The 20,372-nt window shown below is 69.1% G+C and carries 19 protein-coding genes; 2 read left to right on the top strand and 17 right to left on the bottom strand.

What is annotated here, in order from left to right; all coding sequences use genetic code 11:
* Positions 1-20 precede the first annotated feature (20 nt).
* From A5663_RS07605 to mqo, 8 genes are all read right to left on the bottom strand, one after another.
* Positions 21-1,538: an MFS transporter gene (locus A5663_RS07605; protein ID WP_068146177.1), complete on the bottom strand. Its 1,518-nt coding sequence runs from the start codon at positions 1,536-1,538 to the stop codon at positions 21-23.
* Between the two features lie 81 nt (positions 1,539-1,619).
* Entirely contained in the window at positions 1,620-3,224 is a 1,605-nt protein-coding gene (locus tag A5663_RS07610) for an MFS transporter (protein ID WP_068146180.1), read from the bottom strand.
* A gap of 32 nt (positions 3,225-3,256) precedes the next feature.
* On the bottom strand, positions 3,257-4,474 hold the full coding sequence (gene cobA, locus A5663_RS07615; protein WP_068146186.1) for a uroporphyrinogen-III C-methyltransferase: 1,218 nt from the start codon (positions 4,472-4,474) through the stop codon (positions 3,257-3,259).
* Positions 4,471-5,877: a cobyrinate a,c-diamide synthase gene (locus tag A5663_RS07620; RefSeq protein WP_068146190.1), complete on the bottom strand. Its 1,407-nt coding sequence runs from the start codon at positions 5,875-5,877 to the stop codon at positions 4,471-4,473. The genes cobA and A5663_RS07620 overlap by 4 nt, the downstream gene beginning before the upstream one ends.
* Before the next feature lie 169 nt (positions 5,878-6,046).
* Positions 6,047-6,673 (bottom strand): cob(I)yrinic acid a,c-diamide adenosyltransferase, encoded by a 627-nt coding sequence (cobO, locus tag A5663_RS07625; protein WP_068146193.1) that lies wholly within the window; start codon positions 6,671-6,673, stop codon positions 6,047-6,049.
* Positions 6,674-6,707: 34 nt separating this feature from the next.
* Positions 6,708-8,564, bottom strand: a complete 1,857-nt coding sequence (locus tag A5663_RS07630; protein WP_068146196.1) for a magnesium chelatase subunit D family protein — start codon at positions 8,562-8,564, stop codon at positions 6,708-6,710.
* The gene (locus A5663_RS07635) at positions 8,561-9,007 is read right to left on the bottom strand and encodes a GNAT family N-acetyltransferase (RefSeq protein WP_068146200.1); all 447 of its coding nucleotides are present in this window, start codon (positions 9,005-9,007) and stop codon (positions 8,561-8,563) included. The genes A5663_RS07630 and A5663_RS07635 overlap by 4 nt, the downstream gene beginning before the upstream one ends.
* Complete coding sequence (mqo, locus tag A5663_RS07640; protein ID WP_197503327.1) at positions 9,004-10,503, bottom strand: malate dehydrogenase (quinone); 1,500 nt, start codon at positions 10,501-10,503, stop codon at positions 9,004-9,006. The genes A5663_RS07635 and mqo overlap by 4 nt, the downstream gene beginning before the upstream one ends.
* 182 nt (positions 10,504-10,685) lie before the next feature.
* Here mqo and A5663_RS07645 point away from each other — a divergent pair, with 182 nt between their 5' ends.
* Together A5663_RS07645 and mtr are read left to right on the top strand one after the other, a co-directional pair.
* Positions 10,686-11,678 (top strand): alpha/beta hydrolase, encoded by a 993-nt coding sequence (locus A5663_RS07645; RefSeq protein ID WP_068146321.1) that lies wholly within the window; start codon positions 10,686-10,688, stop codon positions 11,676-11,678.
* Complete coding sequence (gene mtr, locus A5663_RS07650; RefSeq protein WP_068146203.1) at positions 11,675-13,090, top strand: mycothione reductase; 1,416 nt, start codon at positions 11,675-11,677, stop codon at positions 13,088-13,090. Before A5663_RS07645 ends, mtr begins: the two co-directional genes overlap by 4 nt.
* Here mtr and A5663_RS07655 read toward each other — a convergent pair.
* The 9 genes from A5663_RS07655 to A5663_RS07695 all read right to left on the bottom strand — a co-directional run bounded on the left by A5663_RS07655 (position 13,087) and on the right by A5663_RS07695 (position 20,289).
* Positions 13,087-13,821, bottom strand: coding sequence for an energy-coupling factor ABC transporter ATP-binding protein (locus A5663_RS07655; RefSeq protein ID WP_068146322.1), 735 nt, complete (start codon positions 13,819-13,821; stop codon positions 13,087-13,089). The genes mtr and A5663_RS07655 overlap by 4 nt on opposite strands.
* A complete protein-coding gene (gene cbiQ, locus A5663_RS07660) occupies positions 13,818-14,591 on the bottom strand; it encodes a cobalt ECF transporter T component CbiQ (protein WP_068146207.1) in 774 nt (257 codons plus the stop codon). The genes A5663_RS07655 and cbiQ overlap by 4 nt, the downstream gene beginning before the upstream one ends.
* A gap of 2 nt (positions 14,592-14,593) precedes the next feature.
* Positions 14,594-14,944, bottom strand: coding sequence for a PDGLE domain-containing protein (locus tag A5663_RS07665; RefSeq protein ID WP_068146208.1), 351 nt, complete (start codon positions 14,942-14,944; stop codon positions 14,594-14,596).
* Positions 14,941-15,618 carry an energy-coupling factor ABC transporter permease gene (locus A5663_RS07670; protein WP_068146324.1) on the bottom strand — a complete coding sequence of 226 codons (678 nt, stop codon included), beginning with the start codon at positions 15,616-15,618 and terminating at the stop codon, positions 14,941-14,943. Before A5663_RS07670 ends, A5663_RS07665 begins: the two co-directional genes overlap by 4 nt.
* A 75-nt stretch (positions 15,619-15,693) precedes the next feature.
* Positions 15,694-16,005 carry a helix-turn-helix transcriptional regulator gene (locus A5663_RS07675; protein ID WP_231976719.1) on the bottom strand — a complete coding sequence of 104 codons (312 nt, stop codon included), beginning with the start codon at positions 16,003-16,005 and terminating at the stop codon, positions 15,694-15,696.
* 28 nt (positions 16,006-16,033) lie between these two features.
* Positions 16,034-16,810: a 3-oxoacyl-ACP reductase gene (locus A5663_RS07680; protein WP_197503330.1), complete on the bottom strand. Its 777-nt coding sequence runs from the start codon at positions 16,808-16,810 to the stop codon at positions 16,034-16,036.
* A complete protein-coding gene (locus A5663_RS07685; RefSeq protein ID WP_068146217.1) occupies positions 16,807-18,171 on the bottom strand; it encodes an aldehyde dehydrogenase in 1,365 nt (454 codons plus the stop codon). Before A5663_RS07685 ends, A5663_RS07680 begins: the two co-directional genes overlap by 4 nt.
* Positions 18,168-18,902, bottom strand: coding sequence for a gamma-glutamyl-gamma-aminobutyrate hydrolase family protein (locus A5663_RS07690; RefSeq protein ID WP_156744384.1), 735 nt, complete (start codon positions 18,900-18,902; stop codon positions 18,168-18,170). Before A5663_RS07690 ends, A5663_RS07685 begins: the two co-directional genes overlap by 4 nt.
* 19 nt (positions 18,903-18,921) lie before the next feature.
* The gene (locus tag A5663_RS07695) at positions 18,922-20,289 is read right to left on the bottom strand and encodes a glutamine synthetase family protein (RefSeq protein ID WP_068146223.1); all 1,368 of its coding nucleotides are present in this window, start codon (positions 20,287-20,289) and stop codon (positions 18,922-18,924) included.
* Positions 20,290-20,372: the final 83 nt, after the last annotated feature.

Genomic DNA, 20,372 nt, shown 5'->3' on the forward strand with positions numbered 1-20,372 from the left:
AACCTTACTGACCGCGAAAGCTACAGCTCGCCGGCCTCCACCGCCTCTTTGGTGTGCTGCGCGGCCGCGATCTGGCGCGCGGAGAAACCGATCCAGAACGCGGCGACGCCGACGATCACCGCCACACCGGCAACCCACAGCAACGAGTAGGTGTAGCCGGCGGCCAGCGCATCGAGCTGAGTTGGTGACATGTCCTTCACCGGTCCGGTCGTCCCGCCGAGGTACAGCGTGCGCGACGTCTGCACGGCTTGGACGACGACGAGCACCACCGGGCCGCCGAGGTTCTGCACCATCAGCGTGATCGACGAGACCGGACCGATCTCACCGGGCCCGACGCCGGCGATCGCGCACAGCGGCAGGATGACCGCGATCGCGCCGATGCCGAAGCCGCCGACCACGATCGGCGCGAACAGGTCGGGGAAGTACGGGATGGTGCGGTCCAGCGTCGAGCCGTACAGCATCGCGCCGAGCACGAAGACGCCCGCGCCGATGAGCAGCCAGCGGGGTGCGACATGCGGGGCCAGCCGCGCCGCCACCGCGCTGCCGACGCCGAACGCCAGCGCGAACGGGATGAAGCAGATGCCCGCCTTCAGCGCCGAATAGCCCAGGACGTCCTGCACCAGCAGGCCGATCATCACGGTCAACGTCAGCAGCACGCCGCCGGCGAGGAACAGCGAGACGAACGTCATCACCCGGTTGCGATTGTCGAACACCGAGAACGGGACGATCGGGTGCTGCGCAGTGCGCTCCACGAACAGGAACCCGACGAAGAAGACCGCCGACGCCACCGCGGCGCCGATCACCATTGGATCGATCCATCCCCGCGGCGGGCCCTGCGTGAAGACCAGCACCGCCGACGCGCAGCCCAGCGTGGCCAGCAGCGCGCCGGTGACATCGAGCTTGAGCCGCACGTGATGGGTTTCGGCGAGCCGGGTGACCGCGATGACGACGATCACGATGCCGATCGGCACGTTGATGAGAAACGCCAGCCGCCAGGAGATCACGGTCAGCGCGCCGCCGAGCACCAGGCCCAGCACCGAGCCGATGCCCTGCATCGCCGCCGAGACGGCCAACGCGCGGTTACGCGCATGCCCGACCGCGTACGTCGTCGCGATCAACGCCAGACCGGTCGGAGCTGCCACCGCTGCCCCGGTCCCCTGCACCGCCCGCGCCGCGATCAGAGTGGCCGGATCTGTGGCCAGGCCGCAGACCAGCGAGGCGATCGTGAAAACGCCGACGCCGGACAGGAACGCCCGCTTGTGACCTATCGCGTCGCCGACACGTCCGCCGAGCAGCAGCAGGCCGCCGAAAGCCAGCACATACGCGGTGATCACCCAGCTCTTGCTCACGTCGGTCAGGCCGAGATCGGCCTGCATCCGCGGCAGCGCGACGATGACGATCGTGCCGTCGAGCGTCGACATGAGCTGCATGCCGGTGATCGCGAGGATCGCCGGGCCCAGCACCGAGCGCGCCAGCGGCTCAGATGCGGCCGGCACCGGACGGTCTGTCGATTCGGAGGAACCGCCGACGGCAGACATGGATAGCCACCCTACCGAGTGCGGCTAGAGCGCTCGCCGGCCCGATGTCGAGCTAAAGCTCTCCCCGGCCCAAATGTCGAGCTAAAGCTCTCCGGAGTCGATCGCGTCCTTGACTTCCTGCGCGTGCGCCACCTGCGCGGCGGTGTAACCGATGAACAGCGAGGCGCACCCGACGATCACCGCGACCGCGGCGACCCACAGCAGGCCATAGGTATAGCCCTGGTCGAGGGCATGCAGCTGCGCGGCGTTCATGTCGCTGACCGGGCCGGTGGTGCCGCCCAGGTACAGCGTGCGCGACGTGATGACGGCCTGGATCACCGCGAGGACGACGGGCCCGCCGAGGTTCTGCAGCATCAGGGCGATGGCCGACACCGGGCCGATCTGGTCGAAGCCCACACCCGCGATCGCCGACAGCATCAGCGGCACGACGATCATGCCGATGCCCATGCCGCCGACGGTGATCGGCAGCACCAGGTTGGGGAAGTACGGGATGTTGGCGTCCAGCGTGGACCCGTAGATCATCGCGCCCAGCACCAGCACGCCGCCGGCGATCACCAGCATTCGCGGCGGGAACATCTGCACCAGCTGCGACGACAGGCCGAGGCCGATCCCCAGAGCGATCACGAACGGGATGAAGCCGATGCCGGCCCGCAGCGGGCTGTAACCCATGATGTCCTGCACGTAGAGCCCGATGAGCACGGTCAGCGTGAACATAACGCCGCCGGCCAGGAACACCGCGGCGAACGTCGCCACCCGGTTGCGGTCCTTGAACAGGTCGAACGGCATCACGGGGTTGGCGGCGCTGCGCTCGACGTAGAGGAAGGCGAGCAGCGCCGCGCCGGCGGCGAGGCCGGAACCCAGCGTGATCGGCGACAGCCACCCCTGCTCGGGTCCCATCGAGAACCCGAACACCGCGGCAGTGCAGCCGAGCGTGGCCAGGATCGCGCCCGTCGCGTCGAGCTTGAGCCGCTCGCGGCTGGTCTCGCGCAGCGTCTTGCGCGCCAGGTGGATCATCACCAACCCGATCGGCACGTTGATCAGGAAGGCCCAGCGCCATGACACCTCGGTCAGCGCGCCACCGACGATCAGGCCCATCACCGAGCCGATACCCGTCATCGCCGCGAAGATGGCCGTCGCCGCGTTGCGCGCCGGACCCTTGGGGAACGTCGTCGCGATCAGCGCCAGCGCGGTCGGCGACGCGATCGCCGCGCCCACGCCCTGCAGCAGTCGGGCAGTCACTAGCGTCGCCTCGTTCCAGGCGAGACCGCACAGGATCGAGGCGATCGTGAACAGCGCGACGCCGACGATGAACGTGCGCTTACGCCCGATCGTGTCGCCCAACCGCCCGCCGAGCAGCATCAGCCCGCCGAAGGTCAGCACGTAAGCCGTGATGACCCAGCTGCGGCCGGCGTCGGACAGGCTCAGCTCGTCCTGGATCTTGGGCAGCGCGACGATGGCGACCGTGCTGTCCATGGTCGCGAGCAGCTGCATCCCGCCGATCGCGATGACCGCGGCGATGAACCGGCGCGACGGCAGCCAGGCCGGATACCTGGCCGCGCGCTCAGCTGCCGGTCGCTCGTCGTTCATCGGGGAGCGGGCGGTCATCAACCGGTTCGATGGCCGGTTTGCCCTGCCCTCGGCGTCACGGCGCATGGCAGCGCGCTCTGCGTCATTGAGAGCCGTCATGCGGGTTACCTTACAGTACTCTTAAGAATCCTTTAACCGCCGAAGGCCGCCACCGGGCCGATCACGATGATCGCCGGAGGCCGAATTCCGTCCTCGCGGATGCGTTCTGCGGCATCGGCGAGAGTCGCGCGCAAAGTCCGCTGCGCCGCCGTCGAACCGTGCTGCACCACCAACACCGGCGTATCCGCTGGTCGTCCGCCTTCCAGCAGCGCCTCGGCGAAAAGTTCGATGCGTTCGACCGCCATCAGCAACACGATCGTGCCGGACAGCGCGGCCAAGGCATTCCAATTCACTAACGATTCGGGATGCCCCGGCGCGACGTGGCCGCTGACCACCACGAACTCGTGCGTGACGTGGCGATGGGTGACCGGGACGCCCGCCAGCGCGGGCACGCCTATGGCACTGGTCACACCCGGTACGACCGTGACCGGGATTCCGGCGTCGGCGCAGGCCAGCACCTCTTCGTAGCCGCGCGCGAACACGAACGGGTCGCCGCCTTTGAGCCGCACGACGAACTTTCCGGCCCTCGCACGGTCGATGAGGATGCCGTTGATCGCGTCCTGAGCCATCGCCCGGCCGTACGGGATCTTGGAGGCGTCGATGACCTCGACGTGCGGGGGCATCTCGGCCAGCAGTTCCTGCGGGGCGAGCCGGTCGGCGACGACGACGTCGGCGTGCGCCAGCAGTCGGCGACCGCGGACGGTGATCAGCTCCGGGTCGCCCGGTCCCCCGCCGACCAGCGCCACACCGCCGTGAATGACGCCGGCGGTCGCCGACATGTCCGGCGCGATGAGCCCCTGTTGCATGGCTTCGTGGATCGCCGACCGGATCGCCGCCGAGCGGCGATGCTCTCCGCCGGCGAGTACCCCGACCGACAGCCCCTCGTACTCGAACGACGCGGGCGTGACCGCAGAGCCTTCGACGGCCACATCGGCGCGTACACAGAAGATGTGGCGGCGCTCGGCCTCGGCGACGACGGCGGCGTTGACCGCGGGGTCGTCGGTGGCGGCGATCGCATACCAGGCGTCCTCGAGGTCACCGGCGCGAAAGTCGCGGAGGGATAAGGAGATTCCGGGCTTCTGCCGACTGAAAGCCTCGACCGCGGGCGTGGCGTCGCGGGCGATGACGTGGACGTCCGCGCCGTTGGCAACCAGCAGCGGCAATCGGCGCTGCGCGACGCTGCCGCCGCCGACGACGACGACCTTCCTGCCGGTCAAGCGCAGTCCGACGAGGTAGGCGTTCTCGGTCACTGGTTCCGATCCTCTTCGCGCAAGCGGCTCATCGGCGCGAGCTTAGAGGTTGCCGCCGCAGCCACGAAGCGGCTGATCGCCCGCGGGTGGACGACCGGGTGAGTGTGCAGGAAGCCGGCGTGCACTCCTCCGTCGACGGCTCCGTCCCGTCGTCGCGTGACGTCTGGGCCGGAGAAGATCCAGGCCGGCGCATAGTCGTCGGCGAAAGTGACTGCGGTGCGGTGGAATTCGTGGCCCATCAGCCGGTCGCCGATCGAGTGCAGCGGCGAGTCGGCGACGACGACCGCTTCCCGGTAGCCGAGGGTGAGGCGGTCGGTGAAGGTCGCCGACCCGGACAGCACCCCGCACATCGGGTGGCCGTCGAGGTCGTCGACGAGGTAGGTCAGTCCCGCGCATTCGGCGTGCACCGGCGCGCCAGCCGCCGCCAACTGCTTGATCTGCGCGCGCGCCACGTCGTTGGCGGACAGTTCGGCGACGAATTCCTCGGGGAAACCACCGGGTACGACGATCGCCGCCGTATCTGGTGGCAGCGGATCGGTGAGCGGGTCGAACTCGACGACCTCGGCTCCGGCGGCGGCGAGCATTTCGCGATGCTCGGCATAGCCGAACGTGAACGCCCGGCCCGACGCCAATGCCACCGTGGCGTGTCCGCCGACGGGCGTCACCTCGGCTGCGTCCCACGGATCGTCGACGACGCGGCTCTCGGCCAGCGCGGCGATGCCGACGAGGTCCACGTGGCGGCCGACGAGCGTCGTCATCGCCTCGACCGCCGCATGCGCGCGCTCGCCGTGTTCGACGGCGGTCACAAGTCCGAGATGCCTCGAGGGAACCGCCAGGTCCTCGGTGCGCGGGATCGCGCCGAACACCGCGACTCCGGCATGTCCGCAGGCCTGCCGCAGCACCTCCTCGTGACGCGTCGAGCCCACCCGGTTGAGGATGACCCCGGCGACGTGGACCGACGCGTCGAACGTCGAAAAGCCATGCAGCAGTGCGGCGATGCTGTGGCTCTGACCGCGCGCGTCGACGACCATGACGACCGGCGCGCCCAGCAGCGCGGCCACATGCGCGGTGGACCCGAACGCCGTTGCCGGCGAAGACTGGTCGATGCGCCCGTCGAACAGGCCCATGACGCCTTCGACGATCGCGATGTCGGCGGTTGCGCTGCCGTGCCGGTACAGCGGTCCGATGAGGTTCTCGCCCATCAGGACGGGGTCGAGGTTGCGGCCCGGCCGGCGGGTCGCCAGCGCGTGGTAGCCGGGGTCGATGTAGTCGGGGCCGACCTTGAACGGCGCGACTGCCCGGCCGGCCCGTCGCAGCGCGCCCATCAGACCGGTTGCGACGGTGGTCTTACCGCTCCCCGAGGCGGGCGCGGCGATCACGACGGCGGGAGTCGCCCTGCTCACGCCGCCACCGCGCGAGCGTGAATCTGATCACCGCGAGCGTGCGCGTCTGTAGCCGACACGCCGGAAAATTCCGACACTCTGCGCACGCTCGCACCGGCGCGAACGTGCGCAAACGCATGCAGAAGCGCGGCGTGGCGTGTGCAAACACGCACGCTCGCGCAAGAAGGAGTCACCATTCGATGCCCTTCTGGCCCTTGCGGCCGACGTCCATCGGGTGCTTGACCTTCGTCATCTCGGTGACCAGATCGGCGGCGTCCAGCAGTGGCTGCGGCGCGTCGCGGCCGGTGATGACGACGTGCTGCCGACCGCGGCGAGCCGTCAGCGTCGCGACCACTTCCTCGACGTCGATCCAGCCCCACTTCAGCGGATACGTGAACTCGTCGAGCACATAGAACTCGTGGCGCTCGTCGGCGAGCCGCCGCGCGATCTCGGCCCACCCGTCGGCCGCGGCCGCGCCGTGGTCGACCTCCTCACCCTGCTTGCGCGACTTGTCCATTGTCCACGACCAACCGGACCCCATCTTGTGCCACTGCACCGGCCCGCCGACGCCGCGCTCGTCGTGCAGCCTGCCGAGCTCGCGGAAGGCCGCTTCTTCGCCCACCTTCCACTTCGCGCTCTTGACGAACTGGAACACCGCGATGTCGAAGCCCTGGTTCCAAGCCCGCAGCGCCATGCCGAACGCGGCGGTCGACTTGCCCTTGCCCGCACCGGTGTGCACGGCGAGCAGCGGCGCGTTGCGACGCGCTCGGGTGGTCAGCCCGTCGTCGGGGATCGTGAGCGGCTGACCTTTCGGCATCGACGGGACCCTTCCTCGTTCTTCTGAACCTGGATCAGGCGGCTGTGCGGACCACGTCGGTGAGGTTGTCGGCACGCAGCTGCGCCAGCCGCACCGCGGGGGCGCCCAACTGCTCGGCGAGCTCTGCCGCCAGCCCCAGTCGCACATAGGAGGTCTCGCAGTCCACCACCACCGCGGCCGCGCCTTCGGCGACCAACCGGGCGGCTGCCTGTCGCGCGCGGCCCACCGGGTCGGGGCCGCCGGTGGCGCGCCCGTCGGTGAGCACGACCACCAGGCTGCGGCGCGCGCGGTCGCGCGCCTTCTCGCGCACCACGAGGTCGCGAGCCGCCAACAGCCCCTGCGCCAGCGGCGTCTTGCCGCCGGTGTCGAAGCGCGCCAGGCGCCTGCTCGCGATGTGGACCGACGACGTCGGAGGCAGCAGCACCTGGGCGGTCTGCTGGCGAAACGTGACGACGGCGACCTTGTCGCGCCGTTGATAGGCGTCGCGCAGCAGCGACAACGTCGCACCGCCGACCGCGGACATCCGGTCCCGCGCGGCCATCGACCCCGAGGCGTCCACGACGAAGATCACCAGATTGCCCTCGCGTCCCTCCCTGATCGCGCGTCGCACGTCGCCCGGTTGCGGCCGCGGCCGGCCCGGTATCCGCTGTCGCTCCAGGGTGGCCAGCAGGGTGCCGAACCCATGCACGCCGTGACCGGTCTGCGCGTCACTGGTCGCCGAGATCGTCTTGCCGGTGCGGTTGCGCGCGCGCGAGCGGCGGCCCGGCGCGCCCTCGCCCACCCCCGGCACCACCAGCGAACGGGTGCGGAACACCGCCGACGGCGCAGCGCTGCTCCCCGATGTACCACCCGAGTCTTGTTGCGCTGCTTGGCCATTCGATCCGTCTTGCGTCGAGCCACCGCCCGGCGGGTCGGGATCCGGTTCAGGCTCGGGGTCGTCGTCGGCGGCCTGGTCGGCCTGCGCCATCGCGTCGTCGAGTTGCCCGGGATCCAAGCCCGGGTCGTCGAAAGGATCACGACGGCGACGGTGCGGCAGCGCGAGTTCGGCGGCCACACGGATGTCCTCTTCGGTCACCTCGTCGGCGCCGCGCCATGCGGCATGCGCGACGGCCGTCCTGGCGACAACGAGGTCGGCGCGCATACCGTCGACGTCGAACGCCGCACACAATGCCGCGATGCGACGTAATTCGGTGTCCGGCAGACGAATCGAGCCGACAACAGCGCGAGCGCCCGAGATGCGCGCAGCCAACTCGGCGTCGGCGGCCGCGTAGCGCTGAGCGAAACCGTCCGGGTCGGCCTCGTACGCCATCCGTTGCCGGATCACCTCGACGCGCACGTCGACGTCGCGCGACGCCCGCACGTCGACCGTCAAGCCGAACCTGTCGAGCAGCTGCGGACGCAGCTCGCCCTCTTCGGGATTCATCGTGCCGATCAACACGAACCGGGCGTCGTGGCTGTGTGAGACCCCGTCGCGCTCGACGTGCACGCGGCCCATCGCGGCGGCGTCGAGCAGCACGTCGACCAGATGGTCGTGCAGCAGGTTCACCTCGTCGACGTACAGCACGCCGCCGTGTGCGCGGGCCAGCAGTCCCGGAGAGAAGGCGTGCTCACCGTCGCGCAGCACCTTCTGCAGATCGAGCGACCCGACCACCCGGTCCTCGGTGGCGCCGATCGGCAGCTCCACCAGCCGCCCGCCGCGCCCCGACGTCACCGACTCCGCGGCTCCGTCGACCGCCTCCAGCACATGGGCCAACCCCCGGACCGCAGTCGACTTCGCGGTGCCCTTCTCGCCGCGGATCAGGACGCCGCCGATGTCGGGGCGGATCGCGCACAGCAGCAGCGCCAGCCGTAGCCGATCGTGTCCGACTATCGCGCTGAACGGGTAGGTCACGGCTTCAGCATAGGGACGTGCGGAATGCCGTCCTCGAGGAACTCCTCGCCGTCGCGCACGAAGCCGAGCCGGGCGTACATGTCGGCCAGGTACGTCTGCGCGTCGATCCGGCAGGGATAGTCACCCACCTCGGCCAGCGCGGCCTGCAGCAGTCGCGTTCCGTGCCCGTGCCCGCGGGCCTGCCGCTTGGTGCACACCCGCCCGATCCGGAAGCCCTTGCGACCGCCCGGGTGTTCCTCCATCAGCCGCAACGTCGAAATCACTTCTCCGGTAGGGGTTTCCAGCCAGAAGTGCCTGGTCTCGCCCAGCAGGTCGCGCCCGTCGAGTTCGGGGTACGGGGTCGCCTGCTCGACGACGAACACCTCGACCCGCAGCTTGAGCAGTTCGTACAGCGTCGCGGCGTCGAGGTCCCCGGACCAGCTGCGGCGCAACGCAATTGTCATCCCGTGGCCACCGCGGACGGTTCGTCGAGGCGCAGCACGCGGGTTCCGTGCGACCACACTTCATCGAACAGCGCGGGTTCCGCGGACAGCTCGTGGCCCAGCGACGGCACCATCTCCCTGATCTTCGGCTCCCACCTCGGGTAGTGCTTGCCGAAGCAGCGCTGCATCACGTCGAGCATCGCGGGCACCGCGGTCGACGCTCCCGGCGATGCGCCGAGCAGCCCGGCGATCGTGCCGTCACCTGCGGCCAGCACCGTGGTCCCGAAGTCCAGCACGCCCTTGCCGCTCTTGCCGCAGATGACCTGGACCCGCTGGCCGGCGACGTTGAGCTCCCAGTCGGATTCCCTTGCGCTGGGCGCGAATTCGCGCAGCGCGTCGATACGCTCGGCATCGGACAACATCAACTGGCCGACCAGATACTTCAGCAGCCCGAACTGGGTGAGCCCGACGTTGACCATCGACGCGACGTTGTTCAGCGTGATGGACTCGGGCAGGTCCAGTACGTCGCCCTGCTTGAGGAACTTCGGCGACCACCCGGCGAACGGCCCGAACAGCAACCAGGACTTGCCGTTGATGGCGCGCGCGTCCAGGTGGGGCACCGACATCGGCGGGGCGCCGACCGGCGGCTGGCCATAGACCTTGGCCCGGTGCGCCGCGGTCACGCTCGGCACGTCGGTGCGCAGGAACTTGCCGCTGACCGGAAAGCCGCCGAAGCCCTTGGCTTCCTTCATGCCCGCCTTCTGCAGCAGGTTCAGCGCACCGCCGCCGGCGCCGACGAACACGAACCCGGCGTTCAGCTTGCTGTTGCGGCCCGTGCGCAGGTTGACGATCTTCAGGGTCCACGAGCCGTCGGACTCCTGGCGCAGATCGCGCACCTCGTGACCGAAACGCGTCGTCATGCCGCGCTGGGCGACATAACCGATCAGCTGGCGCGACAGCGCGCCGAAGTCGACGTCGGTGCCCTGCTGCGTCCAGTTCAGCGCCACCGGTTCGGAGAAGTCGCGATTGTCGGCCATCAGCGGCAGCCGGCGGGCGAACTCGTCCTCGTCGTCGATGAACTCCATGCCGGCGAACAGCGGGTTGGTCACCAGGGTTTCGTAGCGCCGCCGCAGATAGCCGACATTGGTTCCGCCGTGCACGAAGCTCACGTGCGGCACCGGGTTGAGGAAGCTGCGCGGGTCGGTGATCACCCCGTTCTCCACCGCCGAGGCCCAGAACTGGCGTGTCACCTGGAACTGCTCGTTGACGCGCACCGCCTTCGTGATGTCGATCGAGCCGTCGGACTTCTGCGGGGTGTAGTTCAGCTCGCACAGCGCCGAGTGGCCGGTGCCCGCGTTGTTCCACGCGTCGCTGCTCTCGGCCGCCGCCGCGTCGAGACGCTCGACGAGCGTGATCGACCAGTCCGGCTCCAGCAGCCGCAGCAAGGCACCCAGCGTGCCGCTCATGATGCCCGCTCCCACGAGCACGACGTCCGTCTTCTCCAGTTGCTCAGACACTGAACTCGTGATCCTCCGTGGTCGCGGCCATGGTCGGTCATCAGGTTAGCCCGCAACGGACGGTCTCAATCCCCGCTCGCCGATGAGGTATCGCTCGGCCCGACAGCGGGGCTGCGCCGACTATCGTTGCTGTCGTGCCCGACTGGAAGGCCGACGTACTGCCGGGCTACTGGCAGCACACGATGACGCTCGGCGCTGACCTTGACGGCGAGGGCGAACTCTTCGCGACGCTGGTCCGCCGCGGTGAACCCGACCCGTCGTCCACGCGAGCGGTTCTGCTGGTGCACGGCTTCACCGACTACTTCTTCAACACCGAGCTCGCCGACCACTTCGCCGCCCGCGGGTTCGCGTTCTACGCCATCGACCTGCACAAATGCGGGCGATCGTGGCGAGAGGGACAGACCCCGCACTTCACCACCGACCTGTCCCGCTACGACGCCGAACTCGAGCGCGCGCTCGACATCATCGCTTCGGTGTCGCCGGCCGAGGTGCTGGTGTACGGCCACTCGGCCGGCGGCCTCATCGTGTCGCTGTGGCTGGACCGGCTGCGCAGTCGCGGGCTGACCGACCGCAAACGGGTCGGCGGGCTAGTGCTGAACAGCCCGTGGCTGGACTTGCAGGGGCCGCCGATCCTGCGCACCGCGCCTACCCGCGCAGCGCTGCGCGCTGTTTCGCGCTTGCGCAAGCGGATGGTCGTGCGCCCGCCGACCGAAGGCGGATACGGCACGACGCTGCACCGCGACTACCACGGTGACTTCGACTACGACCTGAAGTGGAAACCGGTCGGCGGATTCCCCGTCACGTTCGGCTGGATCCACGCGATCCGCCGGGGCCACGCCAAACTGCACCGCGGACTCGACGTCGGTGTCCCGAACCTGATCCTGCGCTCGGACCGCAGTGTGCGGGAGATCAGGGATCCGGGACGCGTCGAGGAGATCCAGCGCGGTGACGCGGTGCTCGACGTCAGGCAGATCGCGCGCTGGGCGGGGTGCATCGGCAACCGTTCCACGGTTGTGCCGATCGTCGACGCCAAGCACGACGTGTTCCTGTCGATGCCCGAACCGCGGCAGGCCGCTTATCGCGAGCTGACCGCGTGGCTCGACTGGTACCTCGGCCGCCCGGCCGCCCCCTGCTCCGATGCCACCACCCGATCCCGAGGAGGCCGAACCGTATGACCCACTTCGACATCGCTCTTATCGGAACCGGTTCCGGCAACTCGATTCTCGACGAGCGATACGCCGACAAGAAGGTCGCGATCTGCGAGCAGGGAATCTTCGGCGGCACCTGCCTGAACGTGGGCTGCATCCCGACCAAGATGTTCGTGTACTCGGCCGGTGTGGCCCAACAGGTCTCGGACGCAGCGAAATTCGGCGTCGACGCCCATGTCGACGGCGTCCGGTGGCCCGACATCGTCTCGCGGGTGTTCGGGCGGATCGACCCGATCGCGGCCGGCGGCGAGAACTACCGCCGATCGTCGCCGAACATCGAGGTGTTCGGCAGCCACACCCGCTTCCGGCCCACCAGGCCCGACGGCCGCTACGCGTTGCGCACCGACGACGGCGACGAGTTCACCGCCGACCAGGTGGTCATCGCCGCCGGTTCGCGCGCGGTCGTGCCCGACGCGGTCAGCGAATGCGGTGTGCCCCACCACACGAGCGACACGATCATGCGCATCCCCGAGGTCCCCGAACACCTCATCATCGTCGGCGGCGGTTACGTCGCCTGCGAGTTCGCCCACATCTTCTCGTCGCTGGGCAGCCGGGTGACGCTGTTGATCCGCGGGAGCACCCTGCTGCGCGGCCACGACGACGACCTTGCGATGCGATTCACCGACATCGCCGCCAAGAAGTGGGAGGTCCGCAACCATCACGAGCTGGCCGACGCGCGTCAGGCCCGTGACGGTGTGGAGATCACCTGCGAGGACGGCTCGACGCTGCACGGCGACGCCCTGCTGGTGGCCACGGGCCGGGTGCCCAACGGCGACCTCCTCGACGCCGAGCAGGCCGGCGTCAAGGTCACGGGCGGCGGCCAGGTCGTCGTCGACGAGTATCAACGCACAACGGCGCGTGGCATTTTCGCGCTCGGTGACGTGTCGTCGGACTATCAGCTCAAGCACGTCGCCAACCACGAGGCGCGCGTCGTCAAGCACAACCTGCTGCAGGACTGGGACGACACCGACGCGCTGATGCCCGCCAACCATCGCCATGTGCCCTCCGCGGTCTTCACCGAGCCCCAGATCGCCAGCGTCGGCTTGACCGAGAACCAAGCGCGCGCAAAAGGTTTCCGGATCAAGGTGAAGGTCCAGGACTACGCCGATGTCGCGTACGGATGGGCGATGGAGGACACCAGCGGCATGGCCAAGCTGATTGTCGACGACGAGACCGGCCTGCTTCTCGGCGCGCACATCATGGGCCACCAGGCGTCGTCGTTGATCCAGCCCCTCGTCCAGGCCATGGCGTTCGACCTGCCCGCACAGGAGATGGCGCGCGGCCAGTACTGGATCCATCCGGCGCTGCCGGAGGTCGTCGAGAACGCGCTACTGGCGCTGTGCGGCGAACCGCCGTGGCCGCCGTCCAAGCGCCACTAGCTGGCCGGCACCTCGAAGCCCCAGGGCAGCTCCAGGCGGTGTGCTGCAAGGAGTTCGGCGTCGGCCAGGATTTCGCGGATCGGCCCGTCGGCGACGATCACCCCGGCGTCCATGACCACCGCCCGCTCGCACAGTTGGGCGGCGTAGGGCAGGTCGTGGGTGACGATCAGCATCGTCGCCTCCAGACCCGACAGCGTCTGAGCCAGTTCGCGGCGCGCGACGGGATCGAGGTTGGCCGACGGCTCGTCGAGCACGAGAATGTCGGGCTGACACGCCAGCACGGTCGCCAACGCGGCGCGGCGGCGTTGACCTGCCGACAGGTGGGTGGGGCTGCGGTCGGCGTGTTCGGTGAGCGACACGGTGCTCAGCGCCTGGCTGACCCGCGCCGCCAACTCCTCGCCGCGCAGCCCGAAGTTCGCGGGACCGAACGCGACGTCCTGGGCGACGGTCGGCATGAACAACTGGTCGTCGGGGTCCTGGAAGACGAGCCCGACGCTGCGGCGGATGTCGTGAAGGCTCTTGCGGCTCAACGTGACACCGCCGATTCGCACCGCGCCGGAGGTGGCGGCCAGGACGCCGTTCAAGTGCAGCATCAGTGTGGTCTTGCCAGCACCGTTGGGGCCGAGCACCGCGATGCGCTCACCGGCTGCGACGGTCAAGTCGACGCCGTCGAGCGCCACATGGCCATCGGGATAGACGTGTCGCAACCCGTCGATGTCGATCGCGGTCATCGCAGCACCCACGCGGTCGAGGCGATCGCCACCGCGGCGACCGCAGGAGTCATCACGGCCGCCCACTGCGCGGTGCGCGCGGGGGGCGGGGCGCCGATCACCGCCAGATCCGGTGCGTTGCCGTCGAATCCGCGCGACAGCATCGCCACGTACACCCGCTCCCCGCGCTCGTAGGAGCGCAGGAACAGCGCCCCGATGCCCTTGGCGATCGCGCCCGCCTGATGCAGCACCCGCGGCGAGTCGCCCCGCGAGATGCGCGCCATCCGCATCCGGCCCGCCTCGGCGGCCAGCAGGTCGACGTAGCGGATCATCAGCACCAGCACCGAGGTCACCACCGCCGGCATCCCGAGCCGGCTCAACGCGGTCGGCAACTCGGTCGTCGCGGTGGTGGCCGCAACCGTCAGCGCCGCCGCCACGCCCAGCGTGCCCTTGATGACGATTCCCCACGCCGCCCACAGTCCAGTCACCGAGAGTTGTAGCCCCGCAACGTCGACACGCTCGCCGCCTTCGGCGAACGGCAGCAGCGCGGCAAGCACCAGGAACGGCGCCTCGATCAACATCCGCGGCAGGATCCACCGCAGCCGGATGTGCGCGAGCCGCCAGACGCCGAGGACGATCGCGGCGTAGACGGCGAACGGCCAGAACATCTCCCGCGGGGTCGCGACGACGGCGAGCACGAACACGAGCAGGCAGACGATCTTCACCTCGGCGGGCGCGTGATGCACGGCGGAGTCGTCGTGGCGGTAGAGCGGATGAGCGCCTGCACCCATCGCTAGCGCCGCCGGCTGTCGTCCGGCTTGCGGGTTCGGGCGATCAACCAGAACACCGAACCTGCGAGCACCACGGTTGCCAGCACGCCGATGACCCCCGCAACGCCGCCGGTGCCGTTGCGGCCGCCGATCGCGTAGTCGGCCAACGGGGACGCCGCCAGGCTGTGTTCGTCGGCGTGCCGGGCGATGCAGTCACCGGTCAACGCCTCACCGTCGGTCCTCGTCACGACCTCGCAGCCACGCAGGGTCGCCGAATCGAGCCCGTCGGGGCTGGAACTGGCGAAGTAGGACACCACGCCCGCGATCAGCAGTGTGGCGATCGCGAACCCCGCCCAGAACCGCCAGCGCTTCACGCCGCGACCTCCCGTCGAGTCCGGCGCAACAGGTACACGAGGTCGGGGCGCGAACGCGCGACGGCCATCACGGTGACCGCGGTGATCAACCCCTCCCCGATTCCGATCAGCGCATGCGTGCCGAGCATGTAGCCGGCGACCGCATGCGCCGACGTCGTGGCTGCGCCGCCGATCGCGTATTCGAGAACGAATCCCATTGCTGCACAGACTGTTCCGATGAGCGCCGCGACGAACGAGATGGCACCGAGGCCGGCCACCGGGACGTCACCGCGCCGCCGGGCCAGCGCGTAGAGCAGCACGGCCGTCGAGTATCCGGCGGCCACCCCGATGACGGCCATGTTCGTGATGTTGGTGCCCAGCGCCGTCACGCCGCCGTCGGCGAACAACAGCGCCTGCACCACGAGCACGATCGCGATGCACAGCGCCCCGGTGAACGGGCCGACCAGGATCGCCGCGAGCGCGCCGCCGAGCAGGTGCCCGCTCACCCCGGGCAGGATCGGGAAGTTCACCATCTGGACAGCGAAGATGAACGCGGCGACGAGGCCGGCCAGCGGCACCGTGCGTTCGTCGAGTTCGTCGCGTGCCTTGGCCGCGCAGAACCCGACGGAAAGGACGGCAATCAGGCCGAAGACGACGGAGGTCGGCGCGCTGACGATGCCGTCGCTCATGTGCATGGCGACGTACTGGTAGGCCACCCCCGCAACCCTACTAGACCTGTCTAGCTGAACAGATGTTCACGTGGGGCGAAGCTAGTTGTGCCGGGCGCCGATCCAGTGCAGCAGGTCGTGCACGATGTCGTCGTCGAGGCGGTAGCTGACCCCGCGACCCACACGCGTCGCACTGACCCAGCCCTGTTGGCGCAGCACGCGAAGCGCTTGCGACACTGCGTTCTCGGAACGGCCCAGCGCGGCGGCGAGTTCACCGACGCGGATGCCCGGTACCCGGTGCAGGGTCAGCAGGATCTCGAGCCGGTGCGGGTCCGACAGCAAGTCAAAGCGCTGGGTCCAGCCGGCCGTGTCGACGTCGGCCGTCGCCGACGCATGCTCGACAGGCTCGTTCACGGGTCTCAATGTAACGCCGAAATACCCGCTACAGCGGCGTGACGTAGTGGCCGCTGATGCCACCGTCGACAAGAAACGACGAGGCCGTGATGAACGACGCGTCGTCGCTGGCGAGGAACGCCACCGCGGCGGCCAGCTCCTCGGGTTCGGCGAACCGCCCGACCGGGATGTGCACCAGCCGCCTCGCCGCGCGCTCCGGATCCTTGGCGAACAACTCCCGCAGCAGCGGCGTGTTCACCGGGCCGGGACACAGCGCGTTGACCCGGATCCCCTGGCGCGCATACTGCACGCCCAGTTCTCTCGACATCGCCAGCACACCGCCCTTGGACGCGGTGTAGGAGATCTGCGAGGTGGCCGACCCCATCACGGCAACGAACGACGCGGTGTTGATGATCGAGCCCTTCTGCTGGGGCACCATGTGGCGCAGCGCCGCCTTGCAGCACAGGAACACCGACTTCAGGTTGACGTCCTGCACCCGCTGCCACCCGTCCAGCCCGGTGCTCTCGATCAGGTCGTCCTCCGGCGGCGAGATGCCCGCGTTGTTGAACGCGATGTCGACGCCGCCGTGCACCTCGAACGCGGTGTCGAACAGGTTGTCCACCGCAACCTCGTCCGAGACGTCGACCTGGACGAAGGTCACGTTGAGGTCGTCGGCGACGCTCTTGCCGGTCGTGGCGTCGACGTCGCCGAGGACGACGACGGCGCCTTCGGCGCGCATACGTCGCGCGGCCGCCAGGCCGATTCCGCTGGCGCCGCCGGTGATCACGGCCACCTTGCCGGCCAGCCGTCGAGTCAGGTCCATCAGGCCTCCCGCACCGCGAAGAAGACGTTCTTGGTCTCGGTGAACGACAGCGGCGCGTCCGGGCCGAGTTCGCGGCCCAGACCGGACTGCTTGAACCCACCGAACGGCGTGTTGTAGCGCACCGACGAATGCGAGTTGACCGACAGGTTGCCCGCCTCCACAGCGCGCGACACCCGGACCGCCCGCGACAGGTTGTCGGTCCAGATCGACCCGGACAAGCCGTAGGCGGTGTCGTTGGCGAGCGCGATCGCATCGGCCTCGTCGTCGAACGGCAGCACGGTGACGACCGGGCCGAAGATCTCCTCGCGCACAGTGCGGTCGGTCCGCGGCGGGGTGAGCACGGTCGGCGCGAACCAGTATCCCGGCCCCGACGGCGCCGAGCCCCGGAACGCGACGGGCGCGTCGTCGGGAACGAAGGAGGCGACGGTGTCCCGGTGCGTTCTGGACACCAGCGGGCCCATTTCAGTGGCCGCGGCCCGGGGATCGCCCACGACGACGCCCTTGACAGCGGGCTCGAAAAGCTCCATGAAGCGGTCATAGACGCTGCGCTGCACCAGGATTCGGCTGCGCGCGCAGCAGTCCTGGCCGGCGTTGTCGAACACGCCGTACGGCGCGGTCGCCGCGGCCTGCTCCAGATCGCAGTCGTCGAACACGATGTTGGCGCTCTTGCCGCCCAACTCCAGCGTGACGCGCTTGACCTGTTCGGCGGCACCCGCCATCACCCGGGTGCCGACCTCGGTCGATCCGGTGAAGACGATCTTGCGCACGTCGGGGTGCGTGACGAACCGTTCGCCGACCACCGAGCCTTTTCCGGGCAGCACTGCGAACAGGTCGGCGGGTATGCCGGCCTCGACGGCCAACTCCCCCAACCGCATCGTGGTCAGGGGTGTCCACTCGGCGGGTTTGACCAGCACCGCGTTGCCCGCGGCGAGCGCCGGGGCGAAGCCCCACGAGGCGATCGTCATCGGGAAGTTCCACGGCGTGATGACGCCGACCACCCCCAGCGGCTCGTGAAACGTCACGTCGATCCCACCAGCCACCGGAATCTGCTTGCCGGACAAGCGTTCCGGTACCGCGGCGTAGAACTGCAGCACGTCGCGGACGTGGCCGGCCTCCCACCTCGCGTTGCCGATCGGGTGCCCAGAGTTGGCGACCTCCAGCGCCGCCAACTCGTCGACGTGCGCGTCCACCGTCGCGGCGAAGTCACGCAGCGCGGCGGCGCGCGCCGCGGGTGACTGCCGCGCCCAATCCCGTTGCGCCGCCTTCGCCCGCGCCACCGCGCCGTCGACAGCGTCTTGGTCGGTCTGCTCGACGGTGCGCAACACTCCCTCGGTCGCGGGATTGACCACCTCGGATGCGCTCAAGCCTGGACCCTTTCGTTCGCGTATGCGCCCGCGGCTTCGACGACCGCGGCGAACAGGCGCAGGTCGTCGAGCCGCTCTTCGGGATGCCACTGCACCGCCAACACCCACCTGTCCGCAACTTCGACCGCCTCGATCACCCCGTCCTCGTCGCGCGCGCAGACCAGCAGTCCGTCGCCGAGCTCGTCGATGGCCTGGTGGTGGTAGCACTGGGCGTCCGACGACTCGCCGATCAACCCGGCCAGTCGCGTGCCCGGCACGGTGCGCACCGTCGAGGTGGCGAACACCGCGTTGCCCTGCTGATGGCGGGTGTGGCCGATGACGTCGGGCAGGTGCTGGTGCAGGGTCCCGCCCAGGGCGACGTTGAGCACCTGGGCGCCGCGGCAGATGCCCAGCACCGGCATGCCGCGCCGCATCGCTCCACGCACCAGCGCGAACTCGAACTCGTCGCGGCGCCGGTTGTCGGCGACGTCCTCGTCGGTGGCCGGATGCGGCGCTTGGCCGTAGTGCGTCGGCACAACGTCACGACCGCCGGTGATGATCAAGCCGTCGAGACCGTCGAGGACCCGCTCGGCGACGTCGTCGTCGACCGGCTGCGGCGGAAGCAGGATCGCAATACCGCCCGCCAACGCCACACCCTCGAAGTAGATGGCGGGCAGAAAGCTCGCGCGAACGTCCCACACACCGGTCTGTGCCTGCTGCAGATAGGTGGTGAGCCCGAGCACGGGCCGCACCGTTTCCTGCCGGGCAGAACTAGAGCCGCTCAAAGCCGCGCATCCTCTCCCAGTCCGTGACTGCGGAGTTGAAGGCCGCCAGCTCGACGCGGGCGTTGTTGAGGTAATGCTCGACGACCTCGTCCCCGAACGCCGCCCGCGCGACCTCGGACTTCTCGAACAACGCCGCGGCCTCGGCCAGCGTGGTCGGAAGCCGTTCGGCGCCACTGGCATACGCGTTACCCTCGACCGGCTCGGGCAGCTCGAGTTCGCGCTCGATGCCGTACAGGCCGCCTGCGATCAATGCCGACACCGCGAGGTACTGGTTGACGTCGCCACCGGGGGCACGGTTCTCCATCCGCATGCCGTGACCGTGGCCGACGACCCGCAGCGCGCAGGTCCGGTTGTCCAGCCCCCACGCGATGGCGGTCGGGGCGAAGCTGCTGTCGACGAAACGCTTGTAGGAGTTGATGTTCGGCGCGTAGAGCAGCGTGAGCTCGCGCATCGTCGCCAGCTGTCCGGCGACGAAGCTGCGGAACAGCGCCGACATGCCCAGCGGATCGTCGTCGTCGGAAAAGACCGCAGACCCGTCCGCACCCCGCAACGAGATGTGGATGTGGCAGCTGTTGCCCTCGCGCTCATCGTATTTCGCCATGAACGTCAAGCTCTTGCCGTGCTGGTCGGCGATCTCCTTGGCGCCGTTCTTGTAGATCGTGTGGTTGTCGCAGGTGACGCGCGCATGGTCGTAGCGGAACGCGATCTCCTGCTGGCCGAGGTTGCATTCGCCCTTGACGCCCTCGCAGTACATGCCCGCGCCGGCCATGCCGAGCCGGATGTCGCGCAGCAGCGGCTCCATGCGCGTCGAGCCGAGCATCGCGTAGTCGACGTTGTAGTCCGACGCTGCGGTCAGTCCGCGGTATCCCTTCGCCCAGGCCTCGCGGAAGCTGTCGTCGAACACCATGAACTCGAGCTCGGTGCCGGCGTAAGGCACCAGGCCGCGTTCGGCGAGCCGGTCGATCTGACAGTTCAGGATGCTGCGCGGGGCCTGCCCGACGGGTGTTCCGTCGAGCCAGCCCAGGTCGGCCATCACAAGCGCCGTCCCGGGCAGCCATGGCAGCAGCCGCAGGGTCGAGAAGTCCGGCGTCATCACCATGTCGCCGTAACCGGTCTCCCAGCTCGACATCGCGTACCCGTCGACGGTGTTCATGTCGACGTCGACGGCCAGCAGATAGTTGCAGCACTCGGCGCCGTGCTCCGCGACTTCTTCGACGAACAATCGGCCCGATACCCGTTTGCCGGTCAGCCTGCCCTGCATGTCGCAGAACGCGACGATCACCGTGTCGATGTCCCCCGCGGCCACCAGGCGCTCGAGATCGGCCTGCGACACCATGCCCGATGTGGCGCTCATCCGCTGTGGGCCCTTCCTCGACGTCAGATCACTCGGATCACGAGGTGGCGAGTTTATTCGCACCGGGCACCGCTGAGTAGCCA

The organism is Mycobacterium sp. E740, assembly GCF_001672895.1.
Taxonomy (GTDB): Bacteria; Actinomycetota; Actinomycetes; order Mycobacteriales; family Mycobacteriaceae; genus Mycobacterium.